This window comes from Aquicella lusitana, assembly GCF_902459475.1.
In the GTDB taxonomy this organism is placed as follows: Bacteria; Pseudomonadota; Gammaproteobacteria; order DSM-16500; family DSM-16500; genus Aquicella; species Aquicella lusitana.
In genome coordinates this window covers 339,142-351,797 of the sequence record NZ_LR699114.1, presented here as the reverse complement: position 1 = coordinate 351,797, position 12,656 = coordinate 339,142, and the positions used below count along the sequence as shown (strand labels likewise).

The window sequence follows — 12,656 nt, the reverse complement described above, 5'->3', positions numbered from 1 at the left end:
CCGGCTGCTAGAATCATGGCACGCATAAAGATACCTTTTTGTTTAGAAAAGCGGGTTCGACTGAGGCAGTCAAGTAATCATGCAAGACAGCCAGCTCAGGGTAACGCGCGCTCACTTGCAGCAAATAATTGAGCGTACGGGGAACATGCCTCAAGTACTGCGGCTGGTGGTCCCTGACATGCTTACGCGCAAAGGTAAGTAATGCTTTCAGATGGCGTTGTATTCCCATGAGGTCAAACCAGCGCAAAAACGTTTCCGAATCCGTATCGCGAAACGCTTCCTCTGCTTGTAGCATTTGCCAATAGGCACTGGCCCAGTGCCTGACTTGTTCAGGCGGCCAGTCTATATAACAGTCGCGAAGCAATGAAACTACATCATAAGTGACGGGTCCGATAAAAGCATCCTGAAAATCCAGAATACCTACCTGCTGATCAGGCAAGACCATGAGATTGGCTGAATGATAATCCCTATGCATAAAAACCTGCGGCTGTGCTGACGCGGAAGCCACCAGCAGGTCATAACAGGTGTCCAGTTCTTTCTCATTATCTGTCAGAGAAAGACCTAGCAGCTTTTGCAAAAACCACTCCTTATGCCATTCCCATTCCTTACGCATGAAATCGGGCGTAAATAGCGGTATGGTTCTGCCAGGCACACTTCTTATGCGCTGCAATACTGCGAGGGCCCTTAAAGCACGCTGATAGAGCTCGTCTGCGTTTCCCGCCTGGAGAGACTGAAGATAAGTCAAGTCGCCAAAATCTGTCATCAGCAAAAAACCCGCTTCCAGGTTTTCATGCAAAATGGCCGGTGCGTGCAACCCTGTTGCCCGCAAGGCTTTTGCGATAGCCACAAAAGGGCGACAATCTTCATGCGAAGGCGGCGCATCCATCACAATAAAAGGACCGGTTTCTGTATAGAGGCGAAAATAGCGGCGAAAACTTGCATCACCTGGAATGGGCTGCAAAACAATATCCTTTGACCGGCACGCGTGTCTTAGCCATTCTACAAGGGCTTCTTCTCGTCCAGCTGTTTTTAACACGCCTGTGGATTCCATTATGTATCCCTTTTCGTTACACTTGCCGATACCTGCATGCAGCTAAGATTGCTCAGTAAATTCATGCTTTGCTACCAATGGTTCCCGCAAAAGCGCGGGTATAAATTAAGGGTTTAAAATTGTCTTGAAAATGCGCTTTGCCAATCGCTGAGGAAAGATAATATAGCTCAGGGACGATAAAATGTCTGTAGTACGAAAAAAATCAACCATATTTGTGATTGCCGCCTTTTGCCTGCTTCCGATTATTGCATTCTCCGCGCTCCCTTCGGAAGAGACCTTGCCGAACAATCACACTCTAGCGCAGGACGCAATTGCAAGACAGCTTGGATGGACTGAAAGTACGGAAAATTACTGCGGTGGTTATTACGTGGAAGCGCCTTTTATTTATCCGGTGGATGGGCAGAAAAGCAGGAGCACAGTGGAAGTCACGGGTGAGCAGGGAATGCTTTCGCAGCGCGGAACATCCGTGTTGGAAGGGAAAGTCTCCATTACTCGCTTTGGACAACAAATTACCGCCAACAAAGCTTATTTATATAGAGACCCTATCACAGGCAAGTTAAATGCCATTGATTTGATTGGTAATGTGCATTTGCGTGAACCCAACACGCTGGTCATAGGAAAAAAAGGCCGCTACCATTTTGACTCTGCAGCCAAGTCGCTGATCGATATCCTCTACCGCACTACCTTGATGAACAATCGAGAGATAGCAGGCCCTGCCACCGTCACTCAGGCGCAAATGCAAAAAGAGCGGAAAATTTCAGCCCTAACCGCCTGGGGCAAAGCGTATGAATTTTCACAAACAGAACCCCGAATTTATGAGTTAAGACGTGCAAGCTACAGCACGTGCCCGCCGACAAATCCCGCATGGAAAGTAAAAGCAAGCCATATTGTTCTGAATAAAAATACGGGTCGCGGCTACGCCACGCATGCACGCATTCTGATAAAAGATATCCCGGTGTTTTATACGCCCTACATTAATTTCCCCATAGATAACCGGCGCAAAACGGGTTTTCTTTATCCAAAGTTTGGCGGCTCAAACCAATGGGGCCCTTATCTTCAGACCCCTTTTTACTGGAATATGGCCCCCAATTATGACATGACCATTACACCGGGGTTATTGTCAAAACGTGGCATTCTGTTATCTGACAATTTTCGTTATCTGACGACGACCAGTGCAGGCAATTTCGATCTCAGCGTGTTACCTAATGACCGCTTTTTTGCAGATTTCCAAGATGCAGCACCTGGAAATGTGCCGGAATATAATCTTATCTCCGGCAATTCGAATATCACGCAGGCAGAACTTAATCGCCTGTTGAAAAGCAGCACTACACGCAAAGGTTTTCGCTGGCGTGATGACTCACAATTCAACGAAAACTGGTCAAGCTATGTCAACTTCAGTTATGCCGGCGACGATTATTATCTGCGCGACTTCGGCAATCTCACTCAAATCAATGAAAACCAGTTACTGCAGGAAGGCGACCTCTATTATAAAAACGAGCACTGGAACTTCACGACACGCGTCCAGTCTTACCAGACTCTCCATCCTGTTGATGTAGCGCCGGTACAAAATAATTATCGTCGTTTTCCACAACTCATTTTAAACGGCGACTATCCGGATCAAGCGTTAGGGTTGGAATATTTTATTAATACGGATGTCACTCACTTTGAAATTTTGAAAACACCTGGTAGTAGTGTCATTCCTCCGCTGGGCGACCGGCTGCATATGCAACCCGGTATCAACCTACCCCTTAACTGGGCTTCTGCATATGTGAATCCGCGCTTCCAACTCGCGCTGACGGACTATAACCTTCGGCAAACCACGGATACTAATACGCCTCGCGGTATACAACGGTCTGTTCCCATCTTCGACACAGCGGCTGGCGTAACATTCGCCCGCGATTTCACGCTTTTTAATAACGATTATCAGCAAACATTGGAACCCCAGGTTTATTATGTCTATATACCTTATCGCAATCAGGCCAATATTCCGCTTTTTGATACCACTGTCAGCGCCCTGAATTATGATCAGATATTTTATTACAACCGCTTCACCGGCCTGGACCGTATCGGCGATACCAACCAGATAGGCGTGGGCTTTACAAGCCGGCTGATTGATCGTGAAACCGGGCTTGAAAAAATACGTCTTGTCATTGGTGATATTGTTTACTTTACCGATCGCCGCGTCACATTGTGCAACGATCAATCATGCTCGGATAATCCTGACACGCCTTCAAACCGTTATCGCCTTTCACCTGTCTCAGGCGCGCTTCTCTACCAACTCAATCCTCAATGGAAATTTACTGCAAATTCCATTTGGGATCCCATCACCAAACAGCTGGCGAATGCTAGCGTCGCCTTTTTCTACAAGAAGGATGATTCGCATATCGTCAATCTTGGGTATGGCTATGCGCGTAACGGTAACCCTTTCTCTGGTATCACGCTAAATGAATCCGATAACAATATAAAAATGACTGATTTTTCATTCGTTTGGCCTGTAATCCGCGATTTAAATGCCGTAGGGCGCTGGACACAAGACTGGAATACCAATCATTTTCAGAACCTACTCTATGGGTTACAATACGACACCTGCTGCTGGGCAGTGAGGATGGTAGGAGGACGCACATTCACCAATCTTGAAAATAGAACCCCAATGTATGCCAATGAAGTCTATGTTCAACTCCTTCTGAAAGGACTCGGTGGAATCGGCCCAGACCCCAGCGGTCTTTTAAGCACGGTAACAGGTTACAATACACAAACGTTATTTGGATAGGAAGTTAAATGAAAAAAATATTCATGACAGGTTTAATAGTGATCTTAAGCGCCACCCTCTGCATCAAAAGCTATGCCAAAAGCGCACAGGAGCTTGATCAGATCCTTGTCATCGTTAACGATGACGTGATTACCCAATCCGAATTAAACCAAGCTTTATCGATGATGAAGATGCAAATTGCCCAAGCGCAGATGCCCGTTCCGCCGGAAGCAATCCTCCAAAAGCAAACACTCGATCAGCTCATCAATAAAAAGTTACAACTGCAGATTGCAAAGCAGGCTGGCGTACACATAACAGACAATGATTTGGATAAGGCCATTGAGCGTATTGCCGCACAAAATAATGTCTCTATTGATGCCCTGTATCAACGCATCAATCAGGAAGGCATGAAAACTGCCGACTATCGCAATGAAATCCGCGATCAAATGACGCTGCAAAAACTGCAGCAGCAGGAAGTGGTTAATCGCATCACAATCACGCCGCAGGAAGTAGATACCTTCATGCATTCTAAAATCTGGCAAAGTAATGGCACTAAGGAATACCGTCTCGAAGATATTTTAATACCGCTGTCAGATACACCTTCTCCCGCAGAGATTACTGAAGCAAAAAAACGTGCAATGGCACTGATTACCAAGCTTCACCAGGGACAAAACTTCCGTGAAGTGGCGCAAGCCGAATCCAGCGAAAAACATGCGCTAGAAGGCGGCGATCTCGGCTGGCGTAAATTGCCGGAAATTCCTTCTGCCTTCGCTGAACAGGTCACACGCATGCAGGTGAAGGAAATAGCGGGCCCCATTCAGACTTCAAATGGTTTTCATATTATCCGCTTAACGGATGCCCGCGCCGCCACGGATGCACAAGCAACACCCAATCGCAAACAAGTTGAAGAATTGCTGATGCAGCGCAAATTTGAAGAAGCCATGCAAAATTGGGTTTCCAAACTGCGCGGCCAGGCTTTTATTTCTAAAATCGCGTGAACACAATGCCTTCGCCGCAGCGGATCATGCTAACGCCCGGTGAACCCGCCGGCATTGGCCCTGATATTATTGCTCAGATTGCTCAACAGGCATGGCCTGTTGAGTTGGTTGTCGTCTCAGACCCTGATTTGCTTTTAGAACGTGCAAAGGCCATCGGCCTCCCCCTGCAGTTATCCTTGTGTCATGCAGAGGAAACGCCGCTGCCCCATCAAGCGGGGCGGCTCAAGTATGTCTCTGTGCCACTCAATGAAAAAGTGGTACCAGGAAAATTAAATCCGGCCAACGCTCACTACGTCCTCCGTACACTTGAGCTCGCAGCAGAATGGTGTCTGCAGAAAAAAGCGGACGCCGTGGTGACAGGACCTGTGCACAAGGGTGTGATCAATGACGCTGGCATTCCTTTTACAGGCCACACTGAATTCTTTGCGCAATGCGCGGGCGTGAAAGATACTGTCATGCTGTTTGTTGTAGACCAGCTAAAAGTAGCCCTGGCGACTATTCATGTACCGCTTGCGCGCGTGCCGCTGACACTCACAAAGGACAGCTTGCAAACGACACTGACTATTCTCCATGATTCACTCCAAAAGTACTTCCGCATTTCCTCGCCACGCCTGCTCGTTTGCGGATTAAATCCCCACGCGGGCGAAGGCGGCTATCTCGGGCGTGAAGAAATAGATATCATTGAACCTGTCATTGCCGCACTGCGCAAACAGCATTACCACATTGACGGACCTTTGGCAGCCGATACCATTTTCACGCCAATGTATTTACGCGAAGCCGATGCGATCCTCGCCATGTATCATGACCAGGCGCTGCCGCTGGTCAAATACATTGGCTTCGGCAATGCGGTGAATGTGACACTGGGTCTGCCATTTGTGCGCACTTCTGTGGACCATGGCACCGCTCTTGACGTGGCTGGTACGGGCAAAGCAGACGCAGGCAGCCTGCTGGCCGCTATCAGGCTGGCAATACAGATCACATGACCATAGCAAATTTGCTTTAGCGTTTTAGCACGGCCATTGTCAGGCGGTTGACTGACACAAGTTTGTCTTCCGCGTTTTTTATTTCAATACTCCACACCTGCGTACTTTTCCCCAAATGAAACGGTTTTGCGACTGCCGTCACATGCCCTTCTCGTACCGCACGGATGTGATTGGTATTAATATCTAGACCCACGCAATAATACTGCGTCTGATCTACACAGAATTGAGCCGCTGTACTGCCCACCGTTTCAGCAAGTACACAGGATGCACCGCCGTGCATGATTCCAAGCGGCTGTTTGGTTTGATGGTTAATGGGCATGCGGGCAGCGAGGAAATCTTCGCCAATCTCTATAAACTCAATGCCCAGATGATCAGACATGGTGTTTTTAGCCCGCTCCGTGACTGCAACAAGGCTGATTTCTGTTCGCCAGATCTTTGTCATAGATGTATTTACCTTTAACGCAACACTGTGTTATATCAGATACCTGTATAATCGGACAGGATTAACCCATTACACTTTCACTCCCAAGTCCGATTTTAACCGTACTGGTTCACAAATGCAGGAGCGCACATGAAAAAACTACAATTTATTCTCGGTCTTCTTCTCTTATGCTTTGTTCCTCTGGTTTATGCAGGCGGCGGCCTGACGCATATGTTTCTCGCTCAAGAGGCTATCGATTACCTGCCCGATACCAAGCTGCGAGACCTTTTACACAATAACCGCGACGCTTACTTAACAGGCGCCTATTATCCTGATTCCGGCTATGTGAAAGGCAACCACTATGGTGAAGATTCGCACTGGGACCCCTTCATTTATGCCTTTGCGGATTACATTCAAGCAACCTATACCGATCCGGTTACACAAAATCCCAAATTAGTGGCTTTCTTATTCGGTTGTGCGGCTCATCGGGTTTCCGATGAAATCATGCATCGGACTTTTTACCCTGTGATTCGAGACAAGGATTTTCACGGTGACGGCGAAACTGCACATAACTATGGTGATACGGGCATTGATTTACTGGTCAATGTCGACAAAAACCAGTGGCTATCCCAGCCTGGCACCTGGTGGGTTCCAGTGAAGGATCTTGTTCAGGTTTATCACCGCATGGGTAAGGATGAATACACCGCGCAGGAAATTATCTGGGGAAATACGGTCATTTCCATGGCTGGCTATGGCGAACGACTGATTTCAGGGCCTGCCTATCCTTACCTGCAATGGAAAATGCCCTGGACTGCCGCTCATTATTACGATTGGCCCACCGGCGGAATTGTCATGGATGAGCACAAAGTAGCGGACTATCAAATAAACCTCTGGCAGCGCTTGCAAGGCAAGGCCAATTTAAAAGCAAAAGCCGTCACAAACAAGGGACCCGTTCATTCTGGCTCAACCCCTGTGATCGATTTTGCAAAAAAAGCCCTTGAAAGCGGCGCAGCATCTGTAAAAACAAGAAACAACCCCGATGGCAGCGTAGAATTGCAGCAGCCGGGCGTCAACGAAGCAGCAAAATTCCAGGCATTGCTAAACGAGCTTGTTGCCAAACTTATCAAGTAAAAGTAATCTTTATTCCCCCTGTTTGAGGTATTCCGCCTCAAACAGGGTTTGCTTGTTTTTAACCTTAACAAGGTGAGAGCTACTAACGTAGGAAACCAGGTGATGAAAAAAAGAGTTCTGTTATTAATTGCCTTATCAAGCTGGCAGATAACAGCAAGCGCTGCTGATCTGATTGAAGTCTATCAACAAGCGCTTTTAAGCGATCCTACGTACCAGCAGGCAGTTGCACAACGTCTCTCTACCAAAGAAGGTGTACCCATTAGTGTTTCTTCGCTTCTGCCCAATCTTTCCGTACAGGCAGTGCCCTCTGTCACTCGTTCCGGGTTCGCAGGGTCCAATTTCTCGGTGGACGCCAACACGGGCGCGCCTTTATCGCCCCGTAATAATACAGCGCGTGCCTATACATTAACGCTGACTGTCACGCAAACGGTTTTCGATTTTTCCAAATTCGCAGGCGTCGCAGGTGCCGTAGCAACATCCAAAAGTGCTGATGCCACGCTAAACGCTTCTTTGCAAAACCTGATGACGCGCGTTGCCAGCGCCTATTTTGCCGTTTTGCGGGACGAAGATAATTTAAGCTACAATGAAGCGGCCAAACAAGCTTATGCCGAGCAGCTGGATCAGGTTAGGCAACAATATAAAGTCGGACTCAAAACTGTTACCGATGTATATACAGCACAAGCCTCCTATGAATCCGCGGTAGCCAGTTATATTGCAGCCGAGACGACGCTTGCCAATGATCGTGAAAATCTTCGTGTCATTACCGGAAAATATTATCCGCATTTATCCAAATTAAGCGAAGCCTTTCCACTGGTAACACCGCAACCCGCCAACATGGAAGCGTGGGTAAAAACAGCTATCTTACAAAACTGGTCCATCAAGTCATCGCAATACAGTGTTGATTCCTCGCGGCAAAGCATCCGGCAACAGATTGCAGGCCATTTACCGACTGTGAACCTGCAGGGGACGATGGACAGATTATACGAAAATAATATTAATGGTTATGACTCGCTGACCTCACGCAATGGCCCCGGCACACAAACAGACCGCGCGATTGCCCTAAACATTAATGTACCTATTTTTTCTGGCGGCGGTGTTGTGGCCCAGACTAATCAGGCGGTTTACAACTATCAATCCGCCGAGCAACAGTTGGAGCAAACCATTCGCAATACTGCCAACACAACACGTCAAAGTTATTTAAACATTATCGCCGGCATCAGTCAGATCAAGGCGGATCAGCAAGCAATCAAATCCAATATCAGCTCGCTTGAAGGCATGGAAGCAAGCTACAGGGTGGGCACCGAGACGCTGGTAAACGTACTTAATCAGCGGCAAAAACTTTATCAGGCACAGACACAATACGCCACAGACCGCTATGCTTTTGTCAACAATGTATTGGCGTTGAAGCAAGCGGCAGGCACATTAAGCTTTGATGATTTGCGCGCTATTAACGCATGGTTGATCGAAACACAAAGCCATCCTGATAAAAAATCGCATCGTTACAATAATACAGCCATGATGACAGCGGCAAAGAACGATCCAGCTACGCCCGCCGTCGTCACGGGACGACGAGAACAGAAATTTACCGGACAGTAATGGAGCGAAGCGACAAAACTTCTAACCGTTCGCCTGAGGAGGCCGCAAAGCGGCCGTCTCGAAGGGCATTTTTAATCAAATTTCTTTCGCCTTTTTGCATAAATTGACAATCCTTGCCAATCACCCCTGATTAATGCTTCTTTTTTCTGTCGACTCCAACCTTTTATTTGTCTTTCCGATGCCAATGCCTCTTCTCGTGTAGCAAATTCTTGTGAAAATACTAACTGAAACGCTCTCAGGATGACAGCATTGTCGAGCATTTTGTAACATGGTCAAAGTCCAGTAAATTACGATTTCACACTTATTTAACGCTTTCCCCTGTCAAACGCTGATATTTTTCCATCAGTTGCTCATCCGTTTCAGGGTGTTGCGGATCCTTGATAATGCAGTCAACAGGACAAACAGATACACACTGTGGCTCGGCAAAATGCCCCACGCATTCCGTGCATTTGTCAGGAGAGATTTCATAAATCAGTTCGCCCTGGTAAATAGCGGTATTTGGGCAAACAGGTTCACAAACATCACAATTAATGCATTCATCAGTGATGATCAAGGACATGGTTTTTCACACCTCGTGAAATTTCTTATGTAATGCCTCTACGATAAGCGGCGGGACAAACCCTGTGACTTTACCACCGAGCGATGCAATTTCGCGCACGAGACTGGAAGAAATATACATATATTTTTCAGCGGGCATTAAAAACATGCTCTCTATCGCGGGATTCAAGTTGCGATTCATACTAGCAAGCTGAAATTCGTAGTCAAAATCCGCTACCGCGCGCAAACCTCGCAAAATAACATTTGCGCCGTGCTGCTTGGCAAAATCCAGCAACAGTGAGTCAAATCCATCAATTTCCACATTTTTGTAATCCGACAAGATCTTTGTGGTCAGCTGAACCCGCTCTGACAGCGAGAACAAGGGTTTTTTATTTTTGTTTAAGGCGATGGCCACAATAACTTTGTCAAAAATACGCGAAGCACGCTCAATCAGATCGATATGCCCATAAGTGATAGGATCAAATGTACCTGCATACACAGCAATATTTTTACGCATACTCCCTCGTCATGTACTAGAGTTCTGCATTCATCGCGACTAAACTACGCCTCCCTGAAGGACGGCATCCGCCGCGGAATAGCCAATAAATTATCATATTCTACGGTATAATAAATTAAGACTGCTCGGGTATGGTACACATTTAGGCACACAATAAAAGCAAAGAGTGACGCTATGTTTGAATTTAAGATCATACGCAATAATGAAGGTGAAATAACGGCCATCGAAACAGGCCTGACTGGTCATGCCCTGCTCGATATGCCTAAATTAAACAAAGGTTGTGCTTTTACCCATGAAGAGCGAGAGGAGTTTGGCTTAACCGGCTTTCTCCCGCATCAGGTAGAAACCCTCGATCAACAGGTTGCCCGCATGTATGTGCAATACCATGAACACCATACCAACCTGGGCAAAAATATCTATTTGAATGTACTGCACGATTATAACGAAACCCTCTTCTATAAGCTGGCTAGCCAGCATCTGGAAGAAATGCTGCCTATAGTCTACACACCCACCGTAGGCGAAGCAGTGCAACGTTTTAGCCTTGAACACAGGAAGCCACGGGGCCTATATATCAGCTACCCTGACCGCGACAAAATGGAGAGCATTCTGGATAATCGTCTCCCTCCCGAGGTTGACCTGACGGTAGTGACTGATGGCGAAGCGGTGCTCGGCATCGGTGACCAGGGCATCGGCGGTATCAATATTTCAAATGCCAAGCTGATGGTTTATACACTCTGCGGCGGCATCAATCCACATCGCGTTCTGCCCATCCAGCTCGATGTGGGTACCAATAACCCACACCTATTAAATGACCCCATGTACCTGGGCTGGCGCCATGAACGCATCAGCGGCCAACAATTTGATGATTTCATTGATATGTTTGTGACCGCCATTACCAAAAAATTTCCTGATATTTTTCTGCACTGGGAAGACATGGGCCGGGATAATGCACGCCGTCTCCTGAGCCGCTATAGAGATAAAATCTGTACTATTAATGGCGATATGCAGGGAACTGGCGTAGTAGGCCTGGCGACAGTACTGGCGGGCGTAATAGCAAGCGGCATGCCACTTCGCAACCATCGTATTGTCATTATGGGAGCGGGTACCGCAGGCGTCGGCATCGCTGACCAGGTTTATGGCGCCATGCGGCGAGCAGGACTTTCCGAAGAAGAAGCTCGAGCGCGATTCTGGCTGCTGGATAGACCCGGTTTACTCACCCAAAACGCTTCTTTACTTCCTTTCCAAGCGCCTTATGCTCGCAAAGAAGATGTCTCTGATTGGGAACTTCGCGATCCTCACTATATTGGTTTGTATGATGTGGTCAAAAACGTACGCCCTACCATTTTGATCGGCTGCTCAACCGTTGCGGGTGCCTTCAGTGAAGAAATAGTGAAAATGATGGCGTCTCATGTAGACCGTCCCATCATCATGCCGCTTTCCAATCCCACATCTCTGGCGGAAGCTAAACCCGATGACCTGCTAAAATGGACCCGCGGCAAAGCCATTATCGCGGCTGGCAGTCCTTTCCCCGATGTAATGTATGACAATAAATGGTATCGAATTGCCCAAAGCAATAATGCACTTGCTTTTCCAGGCATCGGTCTGGGCGCGGTTGCGGTCAAAGCGAAGCATGTGACCGATGAAATGCTATGGGCGGCCACACAGGCACTGAGTGAATGTTCACCCGTCAATCAGGATAAAATGGCACCGATCCTCCCTAAGCTCTCAGAAACTAAAATGGTCAGCTTCAAAGTCGCTCTTGCGGTAGCCGAGCAGGCGCGTAAGGAAGGACTGGCGCAAATACCCGAGCAGGCGAATCTTAAGGATGTCATTAAAAAAGCCTCCTGGGAGCCACGCTATTATCCCTATCGAAAGGCATAAGGACCGCCGCAACAAGGCAGCAGCATAGATTAAGAAAATACCTATTGTCACTCCATCCTCAACCGGCCAAAATAGGATGCACAGAGGATGGAATGGCAAACTTAAAAAATGAGCAATCTTTACCAGAATTATTATCGTGCATTAGGCCTCCATATCTGGGAGCTGCGGCTGCCTGACGTTGCTGCTAGTGCTAAGCGCCCAAATCCACCTTCACCCGCTACCGACCTACCCGATTGGTCAGTGTTGCAGCAGACAGTGACACAATGCACCGCCTGCAGTTTACATCAAACACGTACGCAGACTGTATTTGGCACAGGTAACCCAGATGCAGATCTTATGTTAATTGGTGAAGCACCCGGCTTTCATGAAGACCAACAGGGTGAACCCTTTGTAGGCCGCGCGGGGCAATTGCTAACAGCCATGATAAAAGCCATGCAAATGGAACGCAGTGAAGTCTATATTGCGAATATCCTAAAATGTCGGCCGCCCAATAATCGGGACCCCTTACCTGAAGAAGTCCAAACCTGCACGCCGTTTCTCGATCAACAGATAGCGCTTGTCAAGCCGAAGGTACTGTTGGCAGTGGGCAGAATCGCAAGCCATTATTTACTGAACACAAAAGCCTCTCTGGAATCGCTGCGCAGTAAACTACATTATTACGGCGAACACCGAACTCCCTTGATCGTGACTTATCATCCCGCCTATCTGTTACGTAATCCCGCGGACAAAGGCAAAGCATTTGCCGACTTGCAATTCACGCAGAAAACATTATGCAATTTGAAAAAAGTATAA

General features: G+C 47.5%; 11 protein-coding genes. 7 read left to right on the top strand and 4 right to left on the bottom strand.

All coding sequences use genetic code 11. The features are described 5' to 3' along the window. Positions 1–13: 13 nt before the first annotated feature. Entirely contained in the window at positions 14–1,051 is a 1,038-nt protein-coding gene (locus AQUSIP_RS01620) for an aminoglycoside phosphotransferase family protein (protein ID WP_114834897.1), read from the bottom strand. A 181-nt stretch (positions 1,052–1,232) separates the two neighbouring features. Here AQUSIP_RS01620 and AQUSIP_RS01615 point away from each other — a divergent pair, with 181 nt between their 5' ends. Genes AQUSIP_RS01615 through pdxA form a run of 3 tightly spaced genes read left to right on the top strand, consistent with a single transcriptional unit; the run spans position 1,233 to position 5,781 of the window. After that, entirely contained in the window at positions 1,233–3,821 is a 2,589-nt protein-coding gene (locus tag AQUSIP_RS01615; protein ID WP_114834898.1) for an LPS-assembly protein LptD, read from the top strand. 8 nt (positions 3,822–3,829) lie between these two features. Then, the gene (locus AQUSIP_RS01610; protein WP_114834899.1) at positions 3,830–4,798 is read left to right on the top strand and encodes a peptidylprolyl isomerase; all 969 of its coding nucleotides are present in this window, start codon (positions 3,830–3,832) and stop codon (positions 4,796–4,798) included. A 26-nt stretch (positions 4,799–4,824) separates the two neighbouring features. Next, a complete protein-coding gene (pdxA, locus tag AQUSIP_RS01605; RefSeq protein ID WP_232058614.1) occupies positions 4,825–5,781 on the top strand; it encodes a 4-hydroxythreonine-4-phosphate dehydrogenase PdxA in 957 nt (318 codons plus the stop codon). 16 nt (positions 5,782–5,797) lie between these two features. Here pdxA and AQUSIP_RS01600 read toward each other — a convergent pair whose 3' ends face one another. After that, entirely contained in the window at positions 5,798–6,223 is a 426-nt protein-coding gene (locus tag AQUSIP_RS01600; RefSeq protein WP_114834901.1) for a hotdog fold thioesterase, read from the bottom strand. 129 nt (positions 6,224–6,352) lie between these two features. Between AQUSIP_RS01600 and AQUSIP_RS01595 the strand changes: the two genes are divergently transcribed. Both AQUSIP_RS01595 and AQUSIP_RS01590 read left to right on the top strand, forming a co-directional pair. Continuing rightward, positions 6,353–7,333, top strand: coding sequence for a zinc dependent phospholipase C family protein (locus AQUSIP_RS01595; RefSeq protein WP_114834902.1), 981 nt, complete (start codon positions 6,353–6,355; stop codon positions 7,331–7,333). A 102-nt stretch (positions 7,334–7,435) separates the two neighbouring features. Then, positions 7,436–8,929, top strand: coding sequence for a TolC family outer membrane protein (locus AQUSIP_RS01590; protein ID WP_114834903.1), 1,494 nt, complete (start codon positions 7,436–7,438; stop codon positions 8,927–8,929). A 301-nt stretch (positions 8,930–9,230) separates the two neighbouring features. On the opposite strand, the gene AQUSIP_RS01580 is transcribed toward AQUSIP_RS01590, so the two are convergent. Both AQUSIP_RS01580 and coaD read right to left on the bottom strand, forming a co-directional pair. Continuing rightward, entirely contained in the window at positions 9,231–9,488 is a 258-nt protein-coding gene (locus tag AQUSIP_RS01580) for a YfhL family 4Fe-4S dicluster ferredoxin (protein ID WP_148326077.1), read from the bottom strand. A 6-nt stretch (positions 9,489–9,494) separates the two neighbouring features. Beyond that, positions 9,495–9,983, bottom strand: coding sequence for a pantetheine-phosphate adenylyltransferase (gene coaD / locus AQUSIP_RS01575; RefSeq protein WP_148326076.1), 489 nt, complete (start codon positions 9,981–9,983; stop codon positions 9,495–9,497). A 174-nt stretch (positions 9,984–10,157) separates the two neighbouring features. On the opposite strand from coaD, the gene AQUSIP_RS01570 reads away from it, so the two are divergent. Then, positions 10,158–11,864: an NAD-dependent malic enzyme gene (locus AQUSIP_RS01570; protein ID WP_114834904.1), complete on the top strand. Its 1,707-nt coding sequence runs from the start codon at positions 10,158–10,160 to the stop codon at positions 11,862–11,864. A 108-nt stretch (positions 11,865–11,972) separates the two neighbouring features. Then, on the top strand, positions 11,973–12,656 hold the full coding sequence (locus AQUSIP_RS01565) for a uracil-DNA glycosylase (RefSeq protein ID WP_114834905.1): 684 nt from the start codon (positions 11,973–11,975) through the stop codon (positions 12,654–12,656).

Coding starts and splice junctions, on each gene's coding strand:
- AQUSIP_RS01620 (WP_114834897.1), bottom strand. CDS start 1,051: ATGGAATCCACAGGCGTGTTAAAAACAGCTGGACGAGAAGAAGCCCTT.
- AQUSIP_RS01615 (WP_114834898.1), top strand. CDS start 1,233: ATGTCTGTAGTACGAAAAAAATCAACCATATTTGTGATTGCCGCCTTT.
- AQUSIP_RS01610 (WP_114834899.1), top strand. CDS start 3,830: ATGAAAAAAATATTCATGACAGGTTTAATAGTGATCTTAAGCGCCACC.
- pdxA (WP_232058614.1), top strand. CDS start 4,825: ATGCTAACGCCCGGTGAACCCGCCGGCATTGGCCCTGATATTATTGCT.
- AQUSIP_RS01600 (WP_114834901.1), bottom strand. CDS start 6,223: ATGACAAAGATCTGGCGAACAGAAATCAGCCTTGTTGCAGTCACGGAG.
- AQUSIP_RS01595 (WP_114834902.1), top strand. CDS start 6,353: ATGAAAAAACTACAATTTATTCTCGGTCTTCTTCTCTTATGCTTTGTT.
- AQUSIP_RS01590 (WP_114834903.1), top strand. CDS start 7,436: ATGAAAAAAAGAGTTCTGTTATTAATTGCCTTATCAAGCTGGCAGATA.
- AQUSIP_RS01580 (WP_148326077.1), bottom strand. CDS start 9,488: ATGTCCTTGATCATCACTGATGAATGCATTAATTGTGATGTTTGTGAA.
- coaD (WP_148326076.1), bottom strand. CDS start 9,983: ATGCGTAAAAATATTGCTGTGTATGCAGGTACATTTGATCCTATCACT.
- AQUSIP_RS01570 (WP_114834904.1), top strand. CDS start 10,158: ATGTTTGAATTTAAGATCATACGCAATAATGAAGGTGAAATAACGGCC.
- AQUSIP_RS01565 (WP_114834905.1), top strand. CDS start 11,973: ATGAGCAATCTTTACCAGAATTATTATCGTGCATTAGGCCTCCATATC.